The organism is Vibrio pomeroyi, from assembly GCF_024347595.1.
GTDB lineage: Bacteria > Pseudomonadota > Gammaproteobacteria > Enterobacterales > Vibrionaceae > Vibrio > Vibrio pomeroyi.
On sequence record NZ_AP025507.1, the window covers coordinates 1,057,371 to 1,083,051 of the forward strand.

The 25,681-nt window shown below is 43.9% G+C and carries 24 protein-coding genes; 15 read left to right on the top strand and 9 right to left on the bottom strand.

Features of this window, described 5'->3' with window-relative positions; translation table 11 throughout:
* The first annotated feature begins 10 nt into the window (after nucleotides 1–10).
* Nucleotides 11–2,017 carry a TonB-dependent siderophore receptor gene (locus OCV12_RS20775; RefSeq protein WP_261885998.1) on the top strand — a complete coding sequence of 669 codons (2,007 nt, stop codon included), beginning with the start codon at nucleotides 11–13 and terminating at the stop codon, nucleotides 2,015–2,017.
* A gap of 193 nt (nucleotides 2,018–2,210) precedes the next feature.
* Here the strand turns inward: OCV12_RS20775 and OCV12_RS20780 are convergent, their stop codons facing one another.
* From OCV12_RS20780 to OCV12_RS20805, 6 genes are all read right to left on the bottom strand, one after another.
* Nucleotides 2,211–3,155: an ADP-ribosylglycohydrolase family protein gene (locus OCV12_RS20780; protein WP_261885999.1), complete on the bottom strand. Its 945-nt coding sequence runs from the start codon at nucleotides 3,153–3,155 to the stop codon at nucleotides 2,211–2,213.
* Between the two features lie 217 nt (nucleotides 3,156–3,372).
* Nucleotides 3,373–4,296 (bottom strand): amino acid ABC transporter permease, encoded by a 924-nt coding sequence (locus OCV12_RS20785; protein WP_261886000.1) that lies wholly within the window; start codon nucleotides 4,294–4,296, stop codon nucleotides 3,373–3,375.
* A 139-nt stretch (nucleotides 4,297–4,435) separates the two neighbouring features.
* The gene (locus OCV12_RS20790; protein ID WP_261886001.1) at nucleotides 4,436–5,245 is read right to left on the bottom strand and encodes a transporter substrate-binding domain-containing protein; all 810 of its coding nucleotides are present in this window, start codon (nucleotides 5,243–5,245) and stop codon (nucleotides 4,436–4,438) included.
* Between the two features lie 12 nt (nucleotides 5,246–5,257).
* Nucleotides 5,258–6,055 (bottom strand): amino acid ABC transporter permease, encoded by a 798-nt coding sequence (locus OCV12_RS20795; protein ID WP_261886002.1) that lies wholly within the window; start codon nucleotides 6,053–6,055, stop codon nucleotides 5,258–5,260.
* Nucleotides 6,055–6,801, bottom strand: a complete 747-nt coding sequence (locus OCV12_RS20800; protein ID WP_315972802.1) for an amino acid ABC transporter ATP-binding protein — start codon at nucleotides 6,799–6,801, stop codon at nucleotides 6,055–6,057. The genes OCV12_RS20795 and OCV12_RS20800 overlap by 1 nt, the downstream gene beginning before the upstream one ends.
* 253 nt (nucleotides 6,802–7,054) lie before the next feature.
* The gene (locus OCV12_RS20805) at nucleotides 7,055–8,203 is read right to left on the bottom strand and encodes an iron-containing alcohol dehydrogenase (RefSeq protein WP_261886003.1); all 1,149 of its coding nucleotides are present in this window, start codon (nucleotides 8,201–8,203) and stop codon (nucleotides 7,055–7,057) included.
* A 193-nt stretch (nucleotides 8,204–8,396) separates the two neighbouring features.
* On the opposite strand from OCV12_RS20805, the gene OCV12_RS20810 reads away from it, so the two are divergent.
* The 9 genes from OCV12_RS20810 to OCV12_RS20850 all read left to right on the top strand — a co-directional run bounded on the left by OCV12_RS20810 (nucleotide 8,397) and on the right by OCV12_RS20850 (nucleotide 14,568).
* Nucleotides 8,397–9,281 carry an AraC family transcriptional regulator gene (locus OCV12_RS20810; RefSeq protein ID WP_017631246.1) on the top strand — a complete coding sequence of 295 codons (885 nt, stop codon included), beginning with the start codon at nucleotides 8,397–8,399 and terminating at the stop codon, nucleotides 9,279–9,281.
* 166 nt (nucleotides 9,282–9,447) lie between these two features.
* Complete coding sequence (locus OCV12_RS20815) at nucleotides 9,448–9,798, top strand: hypothetical protein (protein WP_261886004.1); 351 nt, start codon at nucleotides 9,448–9,450, stop codon at nucleotides 9,796–9,798.
* 622 nt (nucleotides 9,799–10,420) lie between these two features.
* Nucleotides 10,421–11,668, top strand: coding sequence for a RidA family protein (locus OCV12_RS20820; RefSeq protein WP_261886005.1), 1,248 nt, complete (start codon nucleotides 10,421–10,423; stop codon nucleotides 11,666–11,668).
* A 224-nt stretch (nucleotides 11,669–11,892) separates the two neighbouring features.
* Nucleotides 11,893–12,249 (top strand): hypothetical protein, encoded by a 357-nt coding sequence (locus OCV12_RS20825; RefSeq protein ID WP_176679551.1) that lies wholly within the window; start codon nucleotides 11,893–11,895, stop codon nucleotides 12,247–12,249.
* 93 nt (nucleotides 12,250–12,342) lie between these two features.
* Complete coding sequence (locus OCV12_RS20830; RefSeq protein ID WP_165886753.1) at nucleotides 12,343–12,492, top strand: hypothetical protein; 150 nt, start codon at nucleotides 12,343–12,345, stop codon at nucleotides 12,490–12,492.
* A 113-nt stretch (nucleotides 12,493–12,605) separates the two neighbouring features.
* Nucleotides 12,606–13,070 (top strand): acyltransferase, encoded by a 465-nt coding sequence (locus OCV12_RS20835; protein WP_261886006.1) that lies wholly within the window; start codon nucleotides 12,606–12,608, stop codon nucleotides 13,068–13,070.
* 70 nt (nucleotides 13,071–13,140) lie between these two features.
* Entirely contained in the window at nucleotides 13,141–13,659 is a 519-nt protein-coding gene (locus tag OCV12_RS20840) for a GNAT family N-acetyltransferase (RefSeq protein ID WP_261886007.1), read from the top strand.
* A gap of 44 nt (nucleotides 13,660–13,703) precedes the next feature.
* Nucleotides 13,704–13,991: a YciI family protein gene (locus OCV12_RS20845; protein ID WP_132936139.1), complete on the top strand. Its 288-nt coding sequence runs from the start codon at nucleotides 13,704–13,706 to the stop codon at nucleotides 13,989–13,991.
* 100 nt (nucleotides 13,992–14,091) lie between these two features.
* Entirely contained in the window at nucleotides 14,092–14,568 is a 477-nt protein-coding gene (locus OCV12_RS20850) for a GNAT family N-acetyltransferase (protein ID WP_261886008.1), read from the top strand.
* A gap of 104 nt (nucleotides 14,569–14,672) precedes the next feature.
* On the opposite strand, the gene OCV12_RS20855 is transcribed toward OCV12_RS20850, so the two are convergent.
* Nucleotides 14,673–15,119, bottom strand: coding sequence for a YkgB family protein (locus OCV12_RS20855; RefSeq protein ID WP_261886009.1), 447 nt, complete (start codon nucleotides 15,117–15,119; stop codon nucleotides 14,673–14,675).
* A gap of 250 nt (nucleotides 15,120–15,369) precedes the next feature.
* On the opposite strand from OCV12_RS20855, the gene OCV12_RS20860 reads away from it, so the two are divergent.
* Complete coding sequence (locus OCV12_RS20860) at nucleotides 15,370–15,732, top strand: RidA family protein (protein WP_261886010.1); 363 nt, start codon at nucleotides 15,370–15,372, stop codon at nucleotides 15,730–15,732.
* Between the two features lie 128 nt (nucleotides 15,733–15,860).
* Here the strand turns inward: OCV12_RS20860 and OCV12_RS20865 are convergent, their stop codons facing one another.
* Nucleotides 15,861–17,447: a BCCT family transporter gene (locus OCV12_RS20865; protein WP_017631810.1), complete on the bottom strand. Its 1,587-nt coding sequence runs from the start codon at nucleotides 17,445–17,447 to the stop codon at nucleotides 15,861–15,863.
* Between the two features lie 450 nt (nucleotides 17,448–17,897).
* On the opposite strand from OCV12_RS20865, the gene OCV12_RS20870 reads away from it, so the two are divergent.
* Both OCV12_RS20870 and OCV12_RS20875 read left to right on the top strand, forming a co-directional pair.
* Nucleotides 17,898–21,065 (top strand): chitinase C-terminal domain-containing protein, encoded by a 3,168-nt coding sequence (locus OCV12_RS20870; protein WP_261886011.1) that lies wholly within the window; start codon nucleotides 17,898–17,900, stop codon nucleotides 21,063–21,065.
* Between the two features lie 374 nt (nucleotides 21,066–21,439).
* Nucleotides 21,440–22,903: a sensor domain-containing diguanylate cyclase gene (locus OCV12_RS20875; RefSeq protein ID WP_261886012.1), complete on the top strand. Its 1,464-nt coding sequence runs from the start codon at nucleotides 21,440–21,442 to the stop codon at nucleotides 22,901–22,903.
* Nucleotides 22,904–23,065: 162 nt separating this feature from the next.
* On the opposite strand, the gene OCV12_RS20880 is transcribed toward OCV12_RS20875, so the two are convergent.
* Nucleotides 23,066–23,320: a YgjV family protein gene (locus OCV12_RS20880; RefSeq protein ID WP_017068159.1), complete on the bottom strand. Its 255-nt coding sequence runs from the start codon at nucleotides 23,318–23,320 to the stop codon at nucleotides 23,066–23,068.
* Nucleotides 23,321–23,588: 268 nt separating this feature from the next.
* Between OCV12_RS20880 and OCV12_RS20885 the strand changes: the two genes are divergently transcribed.
* Both OCV12_RS20885 and OCV12_RS20890 read left to right on the top strand, forming a co-directional pair.
* Nucleotides 23,589–24,185 carry a DUF4136 domain-containing protein gene (locus OCV12_RS20885; protein ID WP_261886013.1) on the top strand — a complete coding sequence of 199 codons (597 nt, stop codon included), beginning with the start codon at nucleotides 23,589–23,591 and terminating at the stop codon, nucleotides 24,183–24,185.
* A 172-nt stretch (nucleotides 24,186–24,357) separates the two neighbouring features.
* On the top strand, nucleotides 24,358–25,542 hold the full coding sequence (locus OCV12_RS20890; RefSeq protein ID WP_176679559.1) for a D-alanyl-D-alanine carboxypeptidase family protein: 1,185 nt from the start codon (nucleotides 24,358–24,360) through the stop codon (nucleotides 25,540–25,542).
* Nucleotides 25,543–25,681: the final 139 nt, after the last annotated feature.

A 25,681-nucleotide genomic window follows, 5' to 3' on the forward strand; every position in this document is an offset into this window, starting at 1 on the left:
GGATTGAATTATGGAAAGCCCAGTCAGCTCAACAATCAAGCTTTCAACCCTCTGTATTGCTATAGCCAGCGCGTTCAGTAGCCCTGTGATGGCAGAAGAGAGCACATCGCACTTTGATGAAGTCGTGGTGTGGGGAACGAAGGTATCTAGTAACACTGAATCTATCATTGCCGATGATATGTCACTCAAGCAAGCTGACCATATGTCGGACTTGCTGCGTGAGATTCCCGGTGTTGATGTTGGCGGAACGCACTCGGTCAACCAACGAATTACCATCCGTGGTTTAAGCGAAACTGACTTAGATATTCGACTCGACGGTGCTTCTCAGCACGCGAACATGTTCCACCATATTGGTAACCTCACTCTTAACCCAGACATCTTGAAATCGGCCGATATTCAAGTGGGTAACAACTCGGTCACGCAAAATGGACTTGGTGGTTCTGTGTTGTTTGAAACCAAAGACGCGAAAGATCTGCTTCGTTACGATGAGAGCTTTGGCGCTCGTGTTTATGGCGGCTATGCCACGAATGCAAGCCAGCAAGGTTCATTAACTGTGTATGGCTTATTGTCGGATAACGTTGATGCCATGCTCTACAGCCACTACATGAGCCGTGATGATTTTAAAGACGGCGATGGCAATGAAACCTTTGGTTCAGAAGGGGATGTATACAACATTCTCGGTAAGATTGGTTTTGAGCCGAGTGACTTACACCGCTTTGAACTCTCTTATGATCTCTATCGTGATAGCGGTGATTACAGTCCGCGCCCAGATATGTCGGGTGGTGCGAATGAAAGCTTATCTAACGATATTCTCATTCCTACCGATTATGACCGTGACACAATAACGGCTAGCTATGAGCTACGAGGTGAAAGTCATAAGGGTAACGTTACTCTGTATAATACAGAGACTGAGATTCAGCGTGATGAAAGCGTTATGGCACCGCGTTGGCCATCGAATCGCTTGTCTAACAACACTGCGAAGAACCAAAACTTTGGCTTGAATACAAAGTTCCAATCGGACTACCGTTTAATGTCGTTTGATAACATCGCGACCTATGGCTTTGACTACATGGACAAGTCATCAAGCAGCTATTACGGCAGCAGTAAGTTTATGGACGAGTCAGCAATTTCTACGGCACTTTTTGTTGAAGACCAGTTCTACTTTACTCAAGCCTTTTCTATCATCGCGGGCGTTCGCTTTGATGATTACCAGCGAAAAGCTGAGACAGGAAACGACGACTTTGACGACGTAACGTGGTCGTTGGCAACACAATGGGACGTGACTCAAGATTGGACATTGTTCGCAAGCACGCGCTCGCTGTTCAAAGGCCCAGAGTTGATGGAAACCTTTATTGCTTACCAAGATGTCGCTTACTTAGCGGACGATATCAAAGCTGAAACCGGGCAGAACACACAAGGTGGTGTGCGTTTCGACAAGCGTATAGATGATCACTTTGTTGGTGCTAACCTAACTGTGTTCCAAACCAATATTGATGATTACATTACTGAAGAGTACCAGGCTGGAAGCCAGAGTTACTTGATTTACAACTTGGGTGATGTAGAGATTAAAGGCTTCGAGGCAAGCGTGTCTTACGGCTACGAGATGTTTAACAGCAAACTGTCTTATGCGCGTTCAGATACTAAAAACAAAGACACAGGCGGCGCTGTCGCGGGTGGCAATGGTCGCAGTATTGATATGGGCGATAGCATCACGTTGACTCTGGATTATCAGTCTGAAGCGTTGGAAACGATCTTTGGTTGGAACTCGATGTTTGTTAAAGACGAAGACAACGTATTCGATGGTCAGCCAATCAAAGAAGGTTACGATGTTCATAACCTTTACGCTCAATGGGTGCCATCAAATGTTGACGGATTGTCTGTTACCTTTGGTATCGATAACGTGTTTGATGAGCAATACACCTCACACGCATCTCGTTCAGGCACAGCAAGAGGCTTTACCTTGGATGACTATGAACCGGGCCGTAACTACAAGCTTTCTGCCGCATATCAGTTCTAGGAAAGGTTTAAGCTCATAGGTTTGGTTAGAGCGATAGATACACGGTCGTAGGGATCCGCAAAGTGTATCGTTCGAAATTGAAGTTATCCGTTTAATACATTCGTTTTAGTGAAAAGAAAAGCGCCTCTCGAGCAAGGAATCGAGAGGCGCTTTAGTTTTTGGTTACCTGAACAGTTAATCTGGCTCCACAACACTATTCAATTGGCAGAGACAAGACACCACCATTGAGTTCGACTTGGTTTAGCCATTCTGTTGGAATCGCTCCGTCTTCTTCATAGAAGCAAGCCGCTAATACCGCGCCAATCACAATCGCACGCCCGCAGCTATCACCACCACATAAGATATTGTCGCGAATGCCTTGTTTAAAGCTCTGAGCGCCAGCAATGATGCGAATAAGTAGTGGGAACGCGGCACTCAATTCACAATGTAATCCGAGCTTTTTCGCGGCATCTGTTATTGAAAGCTCGGGCTCAGCCAGTGCTTCATCGATTTGGTCGTGTATAAACTTGCTGCAGGTTTGTCGTACCATTTCTACCGATTGGAGTGGAGAGTTGCCTTGAATAGCAGCTTGAATCAGTAGGGTGATGGCTTGTGCCCACTCTACCGCTTTATCATTATTATTAGTGACTCGAACCGCACTCTCGACCATAGCCGGTAAGGTGTGAGAGGTGTAAGTACATGCCACCAAAGGAATCAGTTTTGAAACCGCAGGTAATTGGGTGTCATCAGCGCCACAAGCTGTGATTGGAGCATCTGCTAGCTCTAGTTGATGTATGTTCAGCAAGCTCATACGAGTCGCTTTATCAATGTAACCTTGCCAACTACCACCAAAATCAAACCAGAAACGGAAGTGCTTAATGTAACTCGCTTCGTCGTAGTGTTGATTATCGACTAGGCTATCGACCATCGCCAATAACTGAGCACCGTATTGTGATTGGTCGCCAGCGGTTTTACCTTGGTGGGCGAAGTAGCCCTTGTCTTGATAATCGAACTGGTTTGGCGAGCGAAATTCTGGTTCAAACCCTGCCACGTGTAAGATCCTCTCTTGGTCATACAACCAATGCAGTCCCATGGAAGCGGCGTCTCCAACCAATGCGCCAACAACGGCGTAAAAAGCTCTTTCTTTATGATTGTCCATGCTGAGTGAAGTCCTTGAGAAGATCCAATGGAATTTGATACTTCAAGTATAGTGTCTAAATGATGGGTTTGCTGTGTTTCGGTAGAGAGTTTTAAGCAATTAATCCTGATTGGTCAATGAGTTAAACCAATCAGGCTAAGTGGATGAATATTATGACTTAGGTGGTTATGTTGGCATCTAACAGACGCTTGAATACACGTCTAAATAAACAATGGCATTAGCGGTTAAGGTAAACACTCGAGCGTTGTTCAATGACTTTGAAAATACGTGAAAGGGTGAAACATAACGCGAAGTAAACCGCGCCAACAATCAGCCAGATCTCGAAGATCAAACCGGAAGAGTTCGCCATTTCAGTGCCAACAAATGTCATCTCTTGAATCGAAATCAGTGACACAATCGAGGTGTCTTTTACTAGAGAAATTGCCTGACCCGCTAAAGGTGGCGTGATCGCGGTTAACACCTGTGGGCCAACCACATATCGATATTTAGAGAATGCAGACAAGCCCAGAGAGTCGGCCGCTTCCCATTGTCCTTTAGGGATGCTTTCTAAGCCAGCTCGAATAACCTCAGCGATATAAGCGGAAGAGAGCAGGCCAATACAGATTACGCCAGAGGCTAAGTTTTCCCAAAGGTTTGCAGGCCCGAATAGGAAATCTTGAACTGCGTTAATTTCGCCATTGTGTTCACGTAGAAGGGTTTCTAAACCAAGTAAAGGGATCAACTGGTTAGACACAAAGAAGTAAAAGATAAAAACAAACACTAATGGTGGAATGTTTCGAACCAACTGGATGAAAAGCAGCGCCGGTGTTTTGAATAAAGCGATCTTAGAGTGTCTTGCTACCCCTAACAGTGTGCCGAAAGAGAGCGCTAACACCATGCTCCATAAGCTCAAACGCAATGTTGCGACCAAGCCTTGGAAGAAATAAGGAATACTGCCTTGAGACGGTGGAATAAAGATTAACGTGAACGCGTCTTCCCATCGCCACTGATAATTAATACCGACAGCAGAGCGATAATAAAGCCAACCTGCGAACGCACAAATGATGGCAAACAACACTCCATCTAATAGATTGAGGCGTTGATACCAATGCTTCGTGTGAAGATTGGGCTTGGGCGTTGATAATGCGCTAGTACTACTCACGTCATTCCTGTTTAAACAATGATAATTAATGTGTTGTTAGAGTAGGCTATGAGTTTATAGCTATCTCGGGTGTTTCATAAAAGGCAGTACCAGTAAGGTACTGCCTTGATTGGTTATTTAGCGTCTAATTAGCTGTCGATTACTGACCTTGAGCAATCTGATCTTGCCAATCTAGAGTAGAGAACCAGTACTCGTAACGCTCTTTCAACCAACCGTCTTCAGTACGTGCTTTGATCCACTCGTTGAAGAACTCAGTTTTGTCTGTTTCACCTAGGCGCACAGCAAATGCTTCGTTACCTTTTGACAGACGCTCTTCAAATGGAATGAATAGTGTGTCTGCGTTTTTGATCGCTTCGTGCTCTGGTTTCGGGCTAGAGGCGATAACCGCGTGAGCATTGCCGTTTAGCACTTCTTGGAACGCTTGAGCATCGTCATCGAACTGAAGTACTTTTGCTTTCGGGAAAGTTTCACGAGCCACTTGAACCGTGAATGCGCCGCGACGTGCTGCAATTTTCACACGGCGAGAATCGAAATCAGAGATCTGAGTAAAACCTTCAGCCAGTTCTTTGTTTGCTGCTAGTTGAACACCTGAATGAGAGTAAGGTTCAGTAAACAACACACTCTTAGAGCGTGCTCCAGTGATCGACAAACCACCGATGATCACATCAAACTTGTTCGACAGTAGAGAAGGGATAATGCCATCCCATGCCGTCGGTACAAACTCAACTTTCCAGCCTGAATCTTCAGCTAGGCGTTTTGCCACATCGATTTCAAAGCCAACAAGATCACCTTGTTTGTTACGCATCGCCCAAGGTACAAAAGTCGACATACCAACACGTAGAGAGCCACGTTCGTTGATTTTATCTAGGTTAGGCGTATCAGAAGCAAGTGCAGGCAAACTTACGGCAAGCGCAAGTAGAGCTGTAATTGCGGTTTTAAATAGCTTCATGCTGATAAATCCTTATTGTGTTCGCCAGTTAGCTCCGAGCTTATGCTCAAGCCAAGCTGCAACGGCAGAAAGTGAAAGTGTAAGTGCGAGATAAATGATCGCCACAGAGAACCAGATCTCAAATGGCATCGCGGTTTCAGAAACAATGTTTCTGGCTTCGGTTGTCAGGTCAAAAATCGCCATGACACTCACAATCGAAGAGTTTTTGATAAGGGAGATAACCTCATTCGTCAAAGGCGGCAACGTGCGTTGAATCACCTGAGGAAGAATCACATCCCAATAAGTATAGGTCTTTGATAAGCCCAAAGATTGAGCCGCTTCAAATTGTCCTTTAGCAATGCCATTTAAACCGGCTCGGAATATCTCGGCAGTGTATGCCCCTTGGAAAAGTGCCAAGGCTAAAACAGCCGTGCTAAAGCGATCCAGCCCTAGTACGGGGCCAAACACAAAATAGAGCAAATAGATTTGTACTAATAACGGCGTATTACGAATCAACTCGACATAGCTGGTGGCTAAGGTTCGCCCAACCACAGAATTAGAGTGACGTAATAGGGCTGTGGTTAAACCAATAGCCAACGTAGCGACCAAAGAAATCAGAGAGATATTGATGGTGACGAGTAGCCCTTCCATCAATTCTGCAGGCCACCATTCGCCATCTTCATAAAAGGCGATGTAGTCGGGCACGCGTTCCCATTGCCAGCTGTATCCCATGGCTTGTGCGCCAGAATCGAGAATCCAGACAACCGCAGCCGCGAGCACAACAATTTGTACCAATGCAGATAGGGCAGGTTTTACAATTTTAAGCAGCATCAGTAAGTCAGAATCTGATTTAGGAACGCTTGAGTACGCTCGTGTTGAGGATTCTCGAACAGGCATTGTGGTGTATTGGATTCCACGATTTGTCCTTCGTCCATAAATATGACACGGTCGGCAACACGTTTCGCAAAGCCCATTTCGTGTGTCACACACACCATGGTAATCCCTTCACTTGCAAGCTCAACCATCACATCAAGCACCTCATTGATCATTTCCGGATCAAGAGCAGATGTCGGTTCATCAAACAATAGGAGTTCTGGCTTCATACAAAGAGAGCGAGCAATCGCAACACGTTGTTGTTGGCCACCAGAAAGTTGAGCTGGGTACTTATTCGCTTGCTCGGCAATGTGCACACATTCGAGATAGTGCATAGCCGTTTCCTCTGCTTCTTCTTTGCTTTTCTTGAGCGTACGAATCGGAGACAGAGTCAGGTTTTCAAGCACAGTAAGGTGGGGAAACAAATGGAAGTGCTGAAACACCATTCCGACTTGGCCTGGCGTGTGGAATTTGCACGGAAGCGTTTGTTCTAGCACGGAAAGCTCGCCACTTTCGAAGGGTTCTAGCTGATTGATACAGCGGATCAAGGTTGATTTACCTGAACCAGACGGTCCGCAAATCACCACTATCTCTCCCTGTTCAATATTTAAATCGATATCCTTTAGGGCATGAAAATCACCATACCACTTGTTAAGTGACTTAAACTTAACCATTTCCTTGAGATTGTTCAAATCGTTGTTCATACCTAGTAAAGAGACAGGTTTACCTTAACAATATAGAAATATGATTGCACATAAAATTAGGGACTTATGAGAATTTAATAGCATCTTGTAGGGCAAATAAAAAGCAACGCCTAAAATGGACGCTGCTTTTGATATACGTAGGGCCAAAGTATTTGGTTCAGTGTGATGCCATAAATCTTGTTTACGGCATTTCACTTGTTCAAATTGTCTTTGTAATTCTACTTTGTTCGGCCATCTTTAAGCTTTAACGAGCTTAGTGAATCGCAGACTCTAGAATCTCACGTGTTTTCTCTGGCGTGATTGCTTGGTTCTCACCAAGTTGCAGGTAACCGTGCGATTCAAGCTGAGCAACAACGTTGTCGATTGCTGCCGCTTTAGTTGCTTCGTAGCCGTCGAACATAGTTGCAACGTCTAGGCTGTGGTAGAACGCTTCGATTGCATCGATAGTGCGCTCTGCTAAGTCAGCACCTGCTTCTAGGCCAAATACATTACGACCCATTTGCTCTAGCTTGCCACGCTTCGCTTCGATTTGGTTACGAAGTAATGAAGGTTGAACAATCGCAAGTGAACGCGCGTGGTCTACGTGCCATAGTGCTGTGAACTCGTGGCCAATCATGTGTGTTGCCCAATCTTGAGGAACACCCGTGCCAATCAGGCCGTTAAGTGCTTGGTTTGCTGTCCACATTAGGTTTGCACGCCATGCGTCGTTGTCACGCTCGTCGTATTGCTTACCCAGCACAAGTAGGTTTTTCAGCAGTGTTTCTGCGTAACCGTCTTGAACCATCGCGTCTGTTGGCATTGTGATGTATTGCTCACACACGTGTACCCAAGCATCAACTAAACCATTAACTAGCTGTCGTTCAGGTAGAGACTTCATTACATCTGGGTCCATTACCGCAAACTTAGGCTGTACCGCAGGGTTAAGGAAAGCCAGCTTCTCTTGAGTCGCTTTACGCGTGATTACCGCACCCATGTTAGATTCAGAACCTGTAGCAGGAAGCGTTAACACTGCACCGATTGGCGTTGCTTCTGTTACTTGGTGTTTTCCTGTTAGGATGTCCCAACCGTCACCGTCGTATTTAGCCGCTGCAGCCACATACTTAGAACCATCGATTACCGAACCACCACCGACAGCGATAATGAATTCTACGTTTTCTTCTTTAACAAGAGCGACGGCTTTGTCTAGCGTCTCTTTCGTTGGGTTGGCTTCAACACCAGAAAACTCAATCCAAGCGTGATCTTTAAGAGATGCGACTACTTGGTCGTAAACACCATTGCTTTTGATTGAACCGCCACCGTAGATGACAAGTACTTTCTTTGAAGTATCAACCGCTTGGCTGATAGCGTTGATTTGGCCTTGGCCGAAGTGGATTACTGTAGGGTTAACATAAGTAAATTGCATTGTAGGTTCCTTGTGTAAAGCTAGATTTTTTATTCTGATTTATTGCTCAATTTCTATATTTGCATATTAGTACAGGAATTTAGGGTGGTGAAGGCCAGTTCCTCCAAATTAATTGCCTATTTCTACAAACTTGTTATTCTTTTTTGGCTTTTGTGCAAATACACTCCGCACCTTGAATGGAATATCACCAGTTATGAATACACTCGCTCAGTTAATGCAGTCTTACGTTGAATACAAAGGTTGGGATGATCTCGAAGGGATCAGAGAAACTGAGATCGAGGGTGTCTGGTTTTACCGAAGCAGTGGTGGTAACCAGCGCCAACCTTTTACCTATCAGTCTGGCATCATCATGCTCGGGCAGGGTAAAAAGAACATCTATATCGGTGAAAGGCCTGTTACTTACGCCGCGGGCGATTACCTCGTTGTTGGTGTGCCAATGCCATTAGAGTGCGAAGCCTTACCTGTCGATGGGGAACCCTTGCTTGGTTTATCGATCAACATTGATTCTCAGCGTTTACACAGCTTGGTAAAAAAGTTGGAAGATCAAGGCTTTCTCGAAAGCTACTGCAACAAACATAAGCAGAACTCGAGCGGCTTAGAGTCGACCCCTATGGAAGATAGGATGCTAGAAAGTTTTACTCGACTGATCAAAACCCTGCATTGCGACATCGAAGCCAACATATTGGGCGATGCGCTTGTTAGCGAAATTGTTTATCGCGCGCTCACTGGTTCAGAGGGGCGTGTGTTATTCGATCTTGCCCATCACGACGGCCATTACGCACGTGTTGCCAAAGCACTGTCTAAAGTACATGAAGAGTATGACCAAACCATTACCGTTCAATCGCTTGCCGATGAAGCGAACATGAGTGTGTCTGCTTTCCATAATGCTTTTCGTAACGTCACCTTTGAATCGCCACTTCAATACTTGAAGAAGGTCAGGCTCAACAAAGCCAAAGAGTTGATCCAGTTAGAAGGCCTACGAATCAACGATGCTGCACGCCGAGTCGGCTATTCTAGCCCATCTCAATTCAGCCGCGAATTTAAGCGTCACTTCAATACCACCCCAAGAGCTGTTTAGCGTTTACTCGATATCTATGTTCCGAAACGTGCGGCATTTCATAATATGCGATATCACACGTATTTTTCGGTTGATCGAGAAGTATTTATTTTATAAATACTTGTTCGTATACAAATCATAGTCATTTGAAGAACACCTAAATTACATACTTTTTCTAGGAGATAGTTTGCTCGATTTATTGAAGAAAGTAGCGCTAATTAATTTAACAGCAGCGTTGATTGTTTTAGCGCTTTCTCAGTTTTTTCCTTTCTTTGCCACGACAAGGCTCGTCGACTTCTTGTTTTTTGTGGTCATTGTTATTTGGGTTCTAGCAAAGTTAATGTGGGAGGGTGGTGTTCATAGTAAAACGACACGCCTTGATGACCCAATTACAGATAAAGTCTACAAAATGGTCGAAGGGCATGACTTTGATAAAGACCAACAAGAACACTACCGATTGAATTACCAGACAGGCTTAGTGTTGTTCATCGCTGGTTTACCTGCTTTCATTGCTTGCTTTATTCTGCAATTCCTTTGAATTGAAGGTTCACCAGACACAATGGCGTCTATGGCTAGTCTTGGCGCCATCTTAATTTCAGAAAACAGCACTTCTTAGTATCACAACCACCTTTCTCACGCAGTTATCCTAAACATGTCGCTTGTTTAATTATATGAGTAAATGTATCTAACCATGGGCTTTGTCCGATTATTGGCATTTGATTATCGAACATATTATTAACTTACTTGTATAAAACAGCCTCTTTAAAATAATTAGTTAAATAGCTTAAGAGTTTATGCAGGGTATTTTATTGATAGCTCAATGGTTCTGATAATAAGGCTGTTTTATTGTGAACAACCTATCAAACAGCATCTAAATTTTTGGAATAACTCATAGAATTATCTGAGAGAGTATTCAAGATTATTGAATAGTTTGAAAATTAATGAGAATTTAGCAGTTGATAAAGCCAAATGTGACGGATATTTAGTCGTGTGATGACTAATTATTCTGTAACTTACTGATTTATAGTCACCTTAGAGTCTGACGGGTATCACGTTTCCCCTAAAATAATTAACTTAACATGGTGCTACTTTAATCATTCTTTCCAATACGATTGTTCAACATAAACACGTATTCCTATATTATTAAAAGGATAATTTCGATGAGTAGCGATATCATTAAATTTTCAAGAAATACTGAAAACGCACCAACAAATTCTGTATCTACACAAACGGTCGCTTTTTCTCATTATAATAACTTTTCAGCTCAATTACCTGTCGCTCCTAAAACAGGTGAAGTTGTGATTGGTGATATTAAAGACCAAGCAGCACAATGCTTAAATAATATTAAGGCTATTGTTGAAAGCATCGACCATGTTATGGATGATGTCGTGAAGATTAATGTTTTCGTTAAGAATATTTCTGATATCGATGCTATCGATGAAGTTTACAAAAGCTTCTTCCAAAACAGTCTACCTACACGCACTGTTGTGGGCGTAGCTGCGCTTCCAAACACTGACGCTTTAGTTCAAATGGATGCGCTTATTTCAAACGGCGAAGGAACTAAACCACAAGCACCTTGCGCGCTGGTGAAGGTATCAAGGAATACAGATAACGCGCCTCAAAGTGTTGTCTCTACTCAGACAGCGGCTTTTTCTCACTACAACAACCTTTCAGCTCAATTGCCTATCGATGTAAATACAGGTGAGTTGGTTTCAGGTGGTATCACAGAACAAACAACACAATGTTTAACAAACATTAAAACGATTCTAGAGAGCATCGGTCATGTCATGAACGATGTGGTTAAAACCACGATTTACCTTAAAAATATTGAAGATGCAGAAAAGGTAAATGAAGTTTGCGCTAAGTTCTTCCCAAGTTATGTACCAGCAAGAACACTTGTTAATGCTGCTGAACTACCAATGGGTGCTTTAGTTCAAATCGATACGTCCGTTTCACACGGCGATGGCACACCGCCACAACTGCCAGAAGACACTCGTTTACTGGTTATTGAAGCTAATAATACGGTTGATGCGCCATTTATGCCTTATTCGCACACCGTTGCTTTCTCTCACTACAATCATATTTCTGGTCAACTACCTGTAGATCCGAAAACCAATGAAGTGGTTGCTGGTGGCATAAAAGAGCAAGCTGAACAGTGTCTTAAAAATATTAAGGCGATCATTGAAAGTGTTGACCACAACATGGACGATACGGTGAAAATTAATATCCAGCTTAAAGATGTTTCAGATATTGATGCGGTCAACGAAATCTACACTACGTTCTTTAATGCTGAGTTACCGGCAAGAACGGTGGTAGGGGTTTCAGAGATTCCTATGAATGCTCTAATCCAAATTGATGCCGTCGTTTCTAACTGCGAAGGAACACCTCCACAAGACGTCGTTTCTTAATTCACTGAACTCATTTTGAATATAGCGATCCAATGTCGGCTCTGACTTCTTAACAAGGAGTTAGAGCCGAATCTGTGAATAGCGAGCCCCATCTCAAGATATAAACCAATCGTTAAGCCTCACTACACAAATCACTCTAAACAAGCTTCTGCCAACGTATGGCGTTTATTGATGCGAAGTGTTTTAATATGAAAAACAGACGCTTAACGTAAGAAAACCAGTTTATGCAATTTCGAGTTATTTTAATGTTGTGCCTAGCTATGATGGGGTGTTCATCCAATCAAGTGTTAGCACCTGAACCAACCAGTATCACGTTGTTTTATGGCGATACATCGATCTCCGCAGGTGTGCTAGAAGATAAAACATTTAATTCTGTACTCGCGGACAGGGTTGAAAGCGTGACTTTTTCGGGGTCAATACGAAAGCAAGACTCTGGTTACTTGGTCGATATGCTCGTGATTCGAGAAACGAAAGAGCCACGCTCAACTCGACAACTAAACACGTCACTTCATGTGAAAACTGGAGAGTTAGTGGACGTAGGTGGTGTGAATAACGATGTCTTTAGGGTAATCCTTGAGTAACAAAATAAAGTGTTCAATTAATCTGAATTTTTGCTTTACCTCAACCTTACTTCAAGTCTTAAGCTTCTCTTAATCATTGAAAAGGAGCTTATTATGCAAAATAACTACGTAAAAGAACTTGCCGTCAAAACTTATCAAGAAGAGCTTCAGAAAGAGTACGTAAAATCTAAAGCTCGCCCATTTCATGCCCCAAGTTTTATCGGAGGCATACTGTTGTCAGTCGTGTTGGTTGGCTTGTTTTAATTTATGCAGGATCTTTGATCTATTGCCAACTCTTAATATCTCTATTTGATGCACTTTAATGCATACGGCACAATCGCTTAGGTTGAATTGTGACGCTAATGTCGAGAGGAAGTATGGCAAGTCCTAGAGTTTTAAAGGCGCAGATTACTAATATTGCCTGTGGTGAGAATGTCACTATCATCGAGCCGAGCAACGTTTATGGTTGTGAACTTAAAGATGATGTGTTAGTTGGACCATTTGTTGAAATTCAAAAGAACTCCGTGATAGGCGAGAGAAGTAAGATTCAGTCCCATACCTTTATCTGTGAGTATGTGACTATCGGAAGTGATTGCTTCGTCGGCCACGGCGTGATGTTCGCGAATGATTTGTTCAAAGAGGGTAAGCCGGATCCAAACCCAGACAGCTGGGGACGCACCGTTATCGCAAATAACGTTACCATTGGTTCCAACGCGACAGTGTTGTCTGTCAGCATTTGCGAAGGGGTGGTGATTGGAGCGGGTAGTGTGGTGACCAAAGACATCACTGAGAAAGGTATTTATGCAGGCAACCCTGCTAAGAAGTTAAGAGACTTACCTTAAACTCAGAAGACAAGCTGAGCTGTATGAATCATAAGGTGCGGCTTTTTAGATAAGCGACAGAGTATTGATTATGGATGTATTTTTACACTTACTTCACCCAAGCGATGTCAGTGCTTTGTTGGAGTTTGAAGTCGAAAATAGAGAGTGGTTTGAGCAATTTGTCCCAGCCCGGGAAGACCGTTTCTATTCCAATGTGGGTGTTGCCGAGCAAGTCACGAACTTTCTAACAGAGTATGACAATGGCGAGATGATTCCTATGTTGATCAAAGACGCTAATGGCACTATTTGTGGGCGAATCAACGTTCGTGATATCGGCCTCAACGGTGAAAGTGGAGAGTTAGGCTATCGAGTTGGTCGCTCATTTGGTTCTAAAGGTATTGCGTCTAACGCAGTGAGGAAGTTACTTGTCTACTTGGCTGAGTACTCTTCCCTTAAATATGTTGATGCCTATGCGTTAGTGGGTAATGTTGGCTCAAATAAAATCTTATCCAATACAGGCTTTGAGTTAGTTGGGACTGTAGAGAACTACGCTGTCTTCAAAGGGGAAAATCAAGACGCCAATTACTATCGTAAAGCGTTATCTGTTTAAATAATTTTCTCAACATCACTCATATTCTGAAATAAGGAATTATTATGTTTATTGTTTCTCTCGAATACCAAGTGCCGATGGAAGAGGTAGACCGCTTCATTCCTGAACATGTTAAATTTTTGAATGAGCAGTATGAATTGGGGTATTTTCAGCTGTCTGGGCGTAAAAAACCTCGAACAGGTGGAGTTATCTTATCTACGCTCAGTAATCGAGAGCAACTAGATGCGATTCTTACTCAAGACCCATTTCATCGAGAAGGTATAGCTAAATACGAAGTTATCGAGATGCTACCAACGAAAGCTTCAAAAGAATTTGAGTTTTTGGTTACATAACCGTCGGATATCGGCAACTCCTTTTACGATCACTGAGATAATGAGTGTGGTAAATATACGTTCACATGAATTGCAGAGTGAACAATACAGAGATCAGTTTATGAATATTGTGACAGTCTATAGTGGTAATCAGCAGGTATACGCGAATCTATATCAGGGTTATGCCGCTGAGTTTTCAAAGATCATCGGAGATAAACCAGACGAGTATGGCTTGTTTGAGATTTACCCGACGCTTGGTGAGACCGTAACGGGTTACTTACTCTACATTGATGGCGTTCCTGCAGCGTTAACCGCCATTGAAACTAAAGCGCCAAACGAGTTTGAGATCTGCGATTTCTATGTCGTGCCTTATTTTCGAAAAAACAAAGTCGGGAAACGGTTTATCTGTGAGCTGTTTGAACACCTAAAAGGCAGTTGGGAGATCAAGCAAGTACTCGGCGCAGAGCATGCTGTTAAGTTCTGGAGAGAGGTTGTTAACGACTACACATCAGGTAACTACGTGGAAGATCAATATCAGGACGAAAAATGGGGCTTGGTAACGAGACAATGCTTCAATCACGATGCCGGTGCAGAATAAAAGCTTATACATTAGAAGCTGGCAGCGTCCTTCTAGCCAGCTTCGAGTCTTTTTATTTCAAGGTTTAAGGTTACTTCTAGTTACGGCCACTTATAGATTTACGGTTACTTCTGAGGTTTGTTACGTTCGATTACGCTAATAGCGATCGCCAAGAACAGGATGTCTTTCACTAGGAAGAAGTTAGTGACCAATATGCCATCTGAAACTTTCCAAGCATTTGGCGTTGTAATCAGGAAGCTGAGTGTCACAACAAAGATAGCCGCTGCTGCAATGCCTGAATAGAAGGCAACTTTCGGTTTCTTAAATCCAACGATCAGTCCAATTGCGACAATGATCTCCGCGCCACCCACCATGTTAGACACAGCTTGCACTGAGAACAGATTGTAAAGCCAGTTCATTGCAGGGTGATTTGCGATTAACGGTTCAATGAGCATCGCTTCGGTTGGCGTAAACTTGTAAATACCAATCCAAGCGAGCACTAATGCAACGCCAACCACTCCAAGGTTATATCCCACATTAGTCTGTTTTAAATCATAGGTTTGAACATGCATAAAAGTACTCCATTTAATAAAATCCCTGAATATGACCGCACGAGTACAAAATTAATTTCGCTGTGAGAATAATACTTAATCTTTTTTAGTAAGCGCTAGTTTGAGACTTCATGAATCAAGCCGAAAAGTGGTTGGTTGCAAAGGGGAGTTTTAAAGCAGGAAGAGGTCCATTCTAATTTTTGTTTTCAATATTAGTAATTTGGATTAGATTACGCTGACGTAAATCCAAATTATAAGAAGAGAATCGCCCGTGAAAATCCATAGAATTAACCCGACCAAGCGTTGGTCTGATGTCACTGTTTTTAATGGCATCGCAAGCTTTGTTGAAGTACCAGAGACGGATACATCGGTAGGAATTAAGAGTCAGGTTCAGCAAATTTTTGACCAAGCTGAAGAAATGATGAGTTTAATCGACAGCGATAAATCTCGCGTATTGTCGGTGACAATTTACCTAACAGATTTTGCTAACTTTGATGCACTCAATGAAGTGTGGGATTCGTGGTTCCCTGAAGGTAGCGCACCAAGCCGAGCGTGTGTAAAAGCTGAATTGGCAAACCCAGAGCTATTGGTTGAGATGTCTTTTATGGTTGCTGCGGGTGAAAAGTTTCAATAAGCCGAACTATCGGTAGAAGTAAGCTTCGTCAATACAGGTAACGAACAGATAAAACAAAGCCACTCAGGTGAATCACTTGAGTGGCTTTTTCGTTTTACACGCTAACCGATACTAAATCGGATTAGGTATTAAGCGATGCCTTGATCTCTTGCCATCTGTTTTGCGATCTTTGGTGCGTGCCATAAACACGGTAGCAAGATGAAGGATACAGGCACGGCCGTGATCACAATGAATGACTGTAGCGCAGAGATGCCTCCAGAGCCCATCGAGATAAGTGCAATAGCTACCGCACCCATGATGATACCCCAGAAGGTACGTACTGCTGCGTTCGGCTCTGTTGTGCCCGTCATTACTACACTGATTGTGTAAGTCATTGAGTCACCTGTTGTCACGATGAACGTGGTCGTCAGAATAAGGAACAGAATCGCAATCAGAGTAGGGAACGGCAGTTGCGCGGTAATTGCTAGAAGAACTGCTGGAAGGTTGAAGCCTTCGAACGCGCTAGAAATCACGCCTGGGTTCTCTAATTCAAACGCTAAACCACTACCACCAACAATGCTGAACCAGAAACACGTTACAAGCGGTGCAACGATGCTGATAGAAACGATCATTTGGCGAATGGTACGGCCGCGTGAGATACGAGCAATAAAGATTGCCATCATCGGGCCATAGCCTAAGAACCAGCCCCAGAAGAATACTGTCCAACCACCTAGCCACGCCGTATCTTGGCGGTAAAGCGCCATTGGGATGAAGTTATCAACCATTTCGCCCATGCCTTGTAGATAACCGTCAACGATGAAGCTCGTTGGGCCTACTAGAAGGATGTAGCCGATTAGGCACACAGACAAGATGATGTTGTAACGGCTAACCAGTTGGATGCCCTTGTTCACGCCACTTAATGCAGACAATGTGTACATTGCGATTGCAAACAGGATCACCACGCTTTGAGTTGCAAAGCTGTCTGAAATACCAAACAGTTCACTCAATGCGTAGCTGATTTGTAGGCCAAGGAAACCGATAGGGCCGATAGTACCTGCGGCTACAGCAACAATGCTGCATGCGTCGACTACGTTACCCACCCAGCTGTTGATTGCCTTGTCGCCAAGTACGGGGTAAAGCAGAGTGCGAGGCTTAAGAGGAAGGCCTTTGTCGTAATGCAGGTGCATTAACACGATAGAAGACAAGCCACCTAAGATTGCCCATGCAAGGAAACCCCAGTGCATGAAAGATTGTGATAGAGCGTTAAACGCCATCGCTTGCGGATCAGCGTTGCCATAAAGTGGCGGCGCTGAAACAAAGTGAGCAATAGGCTCTGCTGCTGCCCAAAACACACCGCCGCCAGCTAGCAGCGTACATAAGACGATAGACATCCATTTAAAAGTGGTCATTTCAGGGAGGGCAAGCGTTCCTAGACGAACGTGGCCTGTACGTCCTAGTGCAAGCACTAAGCCGATGATGAAGTTGAGTAGTAATAGGACTTGCCAGAAAGCACCGAACCACTTAGTTGAGTAACTAAAGCCGATGTTAACAAGTTCGGACAACACGGAGGTGTTGGTGAAAGCGAGGATGACAAAGAGGGTTAAAAAACTGCCACTAAGCCAAAAGACTGGGTTTCCGAGTTCCAGTTTTTCACCCAAAGATTGAGCTTTATTGAAATCGATAGAAGTAGATTCTGCGTTGATGTTTTCGTTGGCGACTTGCGTCAAGTTGGACATTATTTCTTCGCTATATTTGGCTCTTTCAAGCCTATGTATTTCTCCCACACTTGCATAGAAATGTGAGGTTCGTCAAAAAAGCCGCCGATACTAACACATTTGTTATCAAAAAGTGGGCGAATTCTAAAAAGAACATCAAATCGCCTATAAATCTCTACTTTTTGGTTAGATTTAATGCGAATTTTTTCTCAAACCTGAGTCACATTTCCGATTTTTGAGACATTATTTTTTAGCTTTCCGAAATAAATTAATATTAGTTGTTGGTGCAAAATAAGTGTCGACTCATTGCATGCTATAAACAAATTAATGCGAGTCATTTTATAAATACTGAATATTTTAGGTGTTTAATTGGCGCTGTTACCTACAGTTGTTTTGCGAAGAGATTTAAGTGGTGAGGAAAATGCCATTTAGATTAAACATCTTGAAACAACAACTTAAGGGATAGCTAACATGCACCTAAACCAAGGAAGAGTGGCCAAGAAGGTTTTTACACTCAGTACTCTCACCGCGTCATGCTTAATGGCGTTCAACAGTTATGCGGCTGTTGATTGTTCAACGTTAGAAACGTGGGACTCAGCCACGGTTTACACCGGTGGTGATCAGGTTTCACATGACGGCAGCGCGTACTCAGCGAATTACTGGAATCAAAACAACAACCCGAGCCAATTTGAAGGTGATTACGCACAGTGGAAAAAACTGGATGTGTGTAGCGGTAATGGAGGCGGCGGTACACCAAATGAAGCGCCAACAGCCTCGTTAACAGCGCCAACCGCATCCGATGTGATTGTTGAAGGCGATAATGTGGTACTTAGCGCAACAGCACTGGACTCTGATGGCAGTGTCGCTTCGGTAGAATTCTTTGTCGATGGTTCTTCGGTTGCAGTAGTGACAGCGGCACCATTTGAAGCGGCTTGGGCTGCAACGTCTGGTAACCATCAAGTTTCAGTTGTTGCAACGGATAATGAAGGCGCAGCAAGTGTTGCAAGTGCGGTTTCTGTTTCTGTTGATTCAGCACAACCAGGTAATGAAGCACCGACAGTTTCGGTAGCACTTTCAGCGACATCCGTTGATGTTGGTGGTGTAGTCACACTGACAGCAACGGCAGCAGACAGCGATGGCACGGTTGATAAGGTTGATTTCTACGTAGCGGGTGCTCTTGTGGGTACAGCAGCGACCAGCCCATACACGCTAGATTACACAACCATTCAAGCAGGCTCTTTAGCGGTTTACGCGAAAGCGACAGACAACCAAGGCGCAACGGCAGATTCAGCACTGGCTTCTTTGACAGTTAACGGCGCTCCAACGGTGAGTACTTGTCGACCTGATGGCTTGTATCAAACGCAAGGTATCGATGTCCCTTACTGTACGATTTACGATGATGAAGGCCGCGAGAAGATGGGCGCGGATCACCCACGTCGTGTGATTGGTTACTTCACAAGCTGGCGTGCAGGGGACGACCCACAAGCCGCTTACCTAGTAAATGATATTCCTTGGGAACAACTTACACACATTAACTACGCATTCGTGAGCATTGGTTCAGACGGCAAAGTAAATGTGGGTGATGTAAATGATCCTAATAATGCTGCTGTAGGTAAAGAGTGGCCGGGCGTGGAAGTTGATCCTGCTTTAGGTTTTAAAGGTCATTTTGGTGCACTCGCAACAGCGAAGAAAAAACACGGCGTTAAAACGTTAATCTCAATCGGTGGTTGGGCTGAAACAGGCGGTCACTTCGCGACTGACGGCAGCCGAGTTGCTGATGGTGGTTTCTACACCATGACAACCAATGCTGATGGCTCTATCAACCATCAAGGTATCGAAACATTCGCGACTTCAGCGGTTGAAATGCTTCGTAAATACCAGTTCGACGGTCTTGATATCGATTACGAATACCCAACTTCAATGGCGGGTGCAGGTAACCCATACGACAAGGACTTCATGGAACCACGTCGTCAGTACCTCTGGGCTTCGTACCAAGTATTGATGAAAGTGCTACGTGAGAAGCTTGATGTGGCGTCTGCGGAAGATGGCAATCATTACATGTTAACTATCGCGGCTCCTTCTTCTGGTTACCTATTGCGCGGTATGGAAACATTTGATGTCACCAAGTATCTCGATTACGTAAACATCATGTCTTACGACCTTCACGGTGCATGGAACGATCACGTTGGTCATAACGCTGCCTTGTTTGATACAGGTAAAGATTCAGAGCTAGCACAGTGGAATGTTTATGGCACTGCGGCTTACGGTGGTATCGGTTATCTGAACACGGATTGGGCTTACCATTACTTCCGTGGTTCTATGCCAGCAGGTCGTATTAACATCGGTGTACCTTACTACACGCGTGGTTGGCAAGGTGTAACGGGTGGTGAGAATGGTCTTTGGGGCCGAGCTGCACTGCCAAATCAATCTGAATGTGCGGCGGGTACAGGCGAAGGCGAGAAGAACAACTGTGGTCATGGCGCAATTGGTATCGACAACATGTGGCACGATACCGATCCGAAAGGCAACGAGATGGGTGCGGGTTCCAACCCAATGTGGCATGCGAAGAACCTAGAGAAAGGTATTTGGGGTTCTTATGCGGATGCTTACAAGCTTGACCCTGTCAACGATCCAACGGATGTTCTAACCGGCACTTACACGCGTAACTACGACAGCGTGGCGGTTGCACCTTGGTTGTGGAATGCAGAGAAGGGCGTATTCCTTTCTACAGAAGATAAGCAGTCTATCGATGTGAAAGCGGACTACGTTATCGATAAAGAAATCGGCGGCATTATGTTCTGGGAACTAGCAGGGGATTATAACTGTTATGTACTGGATGCGAGCGGCAACCGAACTTCAATCGATACCACTGAGCAAGCGTGTAACAGCGGTAACGGTGAGTTCCACATGGGTAACACAATGACGAAAGCTATCTACGATAAGTTTAAGTCTGCAACCCCATATGGAAACAAAGTCGCGACGGGTGCTATCCCAACAGAAGCGCTAGATATCGCGGTATCGGTTGGTGGCTTCAAAGTCGGTGACCAAAACTACCCAATCAACCCTAAGATCACGTTCACGAACAACACAGGGCAAGCACTTCCGGGGGGAACTGAGTTCCAATTCGATATCCCAGTATCAGCTCCTGATAACGCGAAAGATCAATCGGGCGGTGGTTTGTCTGTGATTGCTTCGGGTCATACTCGTGCGGATAACATCGGCGGATTAGACGGTACTATGCACCGTGTAGCGTTCACGTTACCTGCATGGGAAGATCTTCCTGCTGGTGGTGTGTATGAGCTAGATATGGTGTATTACTTGCCAATTTCAGGCCCTGCAAACTATGCAGTGAGTGTGAATGGTGTCGACTATGCCTTTAGCTTCGAGCAACCCGATTTACCATTAGGTGATATCAGCTCTGGTGGTGGTAACCCTGGCGATGGTGGCACAAACCCTGGTACATGTGACACTGCGGGTTTAACGGTTTACCCAGATCTACCTAAGAAAGATTGGGCAGGTAATCCAAGCCATGCAAACACGGGTGACCAAGTGGTTCACAACGGTAGTATTTACCAAGCTAACTGGTGGACAAGCTCTGAGCCGGGTAGCGACGGTAGCTGGACTCAGGTTTGTTCTTAATAAAGACGAAATGGTTTATACCAATACGTTAACCGTGCAGTACACGACTGTTGGATAAGTGAATGTAAGAGCGCATTTAAACATCGTGTACTGAGCTAAAATAATGCTAAAGGCAATGATAAAAGATAATAAATACGAATGGTTTTGAATTTATTTATCAGTGATTTAGTGTAATTTAAACATACAACTCAAACGTAAAATTAAAACGCCGAACTGAATTCAGTTCGGCGTTTTTGCTATAAGTCACAGATTGCGTATAGAAATCTCTCAAAATATCGACACTCGTTCAGTAAAAAGCACAACTATGATATAAAACAGTCTGCTTATCACAAAAACAATAGCGTTCCCTAAAATTAAAAAGCTACGGGGTCATTTTGAAAGTCAGACGTAAATACATTCTTAGTTTTTCAATTGTACTGGCCGTAGTTTCTTTGATCCTTTCTGCTGTTCAGTTCAACCGAACGAAAGAATCACTATTAGAATCCAACCAGTTCTTCTTTCGTACCATTGTGAACGCGAGCTATGACATCGTAGACACCACAGTCAACGAAGCGATAAGAACCTACCTCAAAGGTGTGACTGATACCGTCGCCTCTCATACCGTGCGTGTCAATCCAGAACAGGAAGTCGACGAGGTCATCCGAATCGCCAATGAATTGGTGATTGGAGAGTCTGGTTATATCTATTTAATGTCGCCTCAAGGTGTTCATCTGTATCATCCGTTTCTACAAGGGCAAAATCGTGCGCATTTAACCCATATTCAACAACAACTGAGTTTAAAATCAGGAATGACTCAGTATTCTCATGTCAATCCACATGAAGTCGGTAAACGTGCGAAGGTTGCATATTCAGTGAGGCTCCCGAGTGGTAATACATTGGTGGCGACCACTTATAAAGATGAACTGATGTATCTTGTTGATCTTGAAGCGCTTAAAGACAAACTGAGAAAGTACTCTTATGGCGATAGTGGTTATGTGTATATCGTTGATTTACAGGGTGAGTTAGTTCTTCAACCTAACTTTGAACACCAGCATTTAAAAGCCTTGATTGAAGACTCTTCAGAGTTGCTGCTCGATAAGGTTGTGGCTGAACCTGAAGGTCACTTTAGCTACTCAATCTCTACAGAAGATGGCACGACAAGCAAAAACATCTTCTATAAGTTTTATCCATACCTGAACTGGGTTATTTCTGCGGGTGTGTTAGAACAAGAGCTCAACAAAAATCACAGCTTGTTGCTGGCAAGTTTGATGACGTTGGTGGTTAGCCTACTGAGTATTATTGTGGTTCTGGTCCTTTACCTGCGGCATCGTCACCTAAAGATCTTAGATGTGGCGAGCCTTGATTATCTTACTGGACTCCATAGTCGGCGCAGTTTCATTGAGCAGATTAAGCTGAGAATATCGGATAACTCGCCTTATCCCTTACAAGGTGTTGGCGTTATTCTATTGGATATTGACCATTTTAAATCAGTGAATGACCTACACGGACATGCTCAGGGTGATCGGGTGATTTGTGCCGTCGCAAAAACCTTGAAGCAGTTTACAAGTGATCATCGCTTGATTGCTCGTTATGGTGGCGAAGAGTTTATTCTGGTGACGTTTGACTGTGATGAGCGTCAACTGTTTGAATTGTCAGAATCGTTAAGACACAGAGTCGAACAAATACAAGGCTTGGTGTCACCAGTAACAGTGAGTGCAGGGTGTTGTTATGCTCAGGTGTTGTTTCAGATAGAAGGTACAATCGAAAAAGCCGACAAAGCGCTATATCAAGCCAAAGAGAGTGGCCGCAATAACACCCAGATGTATCGAGAGAACGAATATCGGATTGCTTATACTTGATACACTTTCGACGGTGTCGCTGTGAAGACAACTTTTAAAACGACAGATCAAGAGATTGATAAACGACAGACATAAAAAAGCCCAAACTGTGCTTCTGTTCTTACTAGAACGAGAGGAACCGTTTGGGCTTTTTCACAAATTTTTGAAATGCGAGTCGCTAATTTAAGCTTTCGCTGCTTTCATCGCTTCCGTTTTTTTTTCCTTTTGCATTTTTGCAAGGAAGTAGATGTTTACACAAGCGATAAAACCGTTGGTTGCAGCAACTGGCCATGCGTCAATCATGATGCCGTAAGCTGTGAAGAGAGCACAACCGATAAAGTTAAGGACACGCAGACGAACGATATCTTTCATTGTTAATGAAATTGCGACCATAATAGACGCAGCGTAACCTAAAATTTCAACCATATTGAATTCCATTGTTTGACCCTCTTAAATTTGCCGATACTTTGTCGGTACCAATTCTTCTCTTCATGAGATGATTGAGGAAGCTCCGTGCCTCGAATGGTCTGGTTTTGTTTAACGGGGTAGACTATACCAACTCTGTTTTTGTGATTAAACCCCCAAAACGGGCAGAAGTGAAGGTTAGCGATTACGCAAACGTTTAATGACCTTTCTATTAACATAATTACTAATTATGTTGGAGGTTAAATTGATAGTTATTCTTATATAGGTAGGGACTCCGCGAATGATAAAACGATCCATTTGTGCAACAAAAAGCATAAAAAGAGCGGCACTGTTGGCTTTAATGGCGGTTGGACTGACGGCTTGTACCACACAAGAACAACCAGCAGCACATGACTATGGTGTAGTGACAAGCGGTGACTTCGAATTCATGAAAGATGGTGTGACGACATACTCGTGGCACCCACAATCTGAACAGGTCTATCTTTCTCAAAAATACGATGAAACCTTGGTTACCGATATGGTACGTGACGCAATTGAAGAGCAATTGTCTGAGAAAGGATACCGTTTGGAACAGGACGGCAGTCTTGGTGATGTAGTGGTTGGTTTCGGGCTCGCGGAAGAATCAGAGCTCAATGACAATTCAATTTTTGATGCGGTTCAGCTTTCTACGGGCGTACCTTTCTATGATGGCAAAGGTAAATTGGCCGAAAAAGGATCTCTGTATATCGTGTTTTCAGTACCAAATTCAGAAATGATTCAGTGGCGAGCATTAGCGCAATCTGGCATTCAACCACAACTGGAATCTGGCGAAAGCAAACAACGTATTTCAGGCTTTGTTGAGATGCTATTTAGACGCATGCCCGAGCGCTTAAACTAAGTATTAAATATATTCATTGAGTCAATATTATCTGTCTAAAAAACGGACAGATCGCAGATTATACTTTTTTATTTGTAACTAAAGGTACATTTGCGTAAAGCAACGTAAAGTTCGCGCTTCTTTTGCTAGCATTTGTCTATACTGGACAAAACGTTAACTTAGGTTTGATTCAATGAAACTGTTCTCCAAATACTCTCTCCCTCTATTAAGTATATTCATTGTAAGTAACGCCGCGATGGTTAGTAATGCCGCCGTCGCAGCACCTTCTATCGTACCGACTCCACCTAGCTTAGGTGCGAAAGGGTATGTGTTAATCGACTTCAATTCTGGTGATGTGCTTGTCGAAAACAATGCACACACTAAGTTAAACCCAGCAAGCTTAACCAAGCTGATGACCAGCTATGTTGCTGGCCAAGAGATGAAGCGAGGCAACATCTCTGCTGACGACCAAGTGCGTATCAGTGAAAACGCATGGGCGAAGAACTTCCCGGACTCTTCAAAGATGTTCATTGAAGTGAATACTGATGTGGCGATGATGGACCTGTATCGTGGTTTGATCATTCAATCGGGCAACGATGCCAGTGTTGCTATTGCCGAGCACGTAGCGGGTTCACAAGATGCTTTCGTTGATTTGATGAACTCTTGGGCGACTTCTCTCAAATTGGAAAATACCCATTTTGCTAACGCACACGGTCTAGATGCCGAAGACCTCTATTCGACTCCTTATGATATCGCGCTGCTTGGCCGAGCGATTATTAAAGATCTTCCTGATGTGTATGGCTTATATAGCGAACGTTCTTTCAGCTATAACGGTATCACACAGCACAACCGTAATGGCTTGCTACGTGATAGAAGCTTAACCGTTGATGGCATGAAGACAGGCTACACATCTGGCGCAGGCTATAGCTTAGCGAGCTCTGCGACACAAGGTGAAATGCGACTTATCGCGGTGGTTATGGGCGCATCAAGCGTTAAGAGCCGTGAGTCAGACAGTAAGCAGCTATTGAGTTACGGCTTCCGCTTCTTCGACACGCTAAACCCGCATCAAGGCGGCGATCAAGTAGCAGAAGAGAAGGTGTGGTTTGGTGATCAAGACACATTGAAGCTTGGTGTTGCGGAAGATACGTTTATCACGTTGCCTAAGTCAGACAGTAAAAAGCTGACCGCGTCTATCGAGCTTAACTCTGAACTGAAAGCACCGATTGCCGAAGGGCAAACTTTAGGTGTGGTTCACTACACAGTCGATGGCGAAGATGTTCAAACTCAACCTTTGATTGCACTTGAAGCAGTCGAGCAGGGCGGGTTGTTCAAGCGTTTAATGGATTACGTTAAGTTGTTTTTTGCGAGTCTATTCTAGATAGCGCTTCTACCTAGCTAAACGAAAAATCTAACGGGTGTTGTGAGTCAATCACAACGCCCGTTTTTAATTTTGTCCGCCCGAAAACAGTGTTGGCTGCTTTCTTTATTAGCCGTAGCGAGCGGTTTCGATTACTATA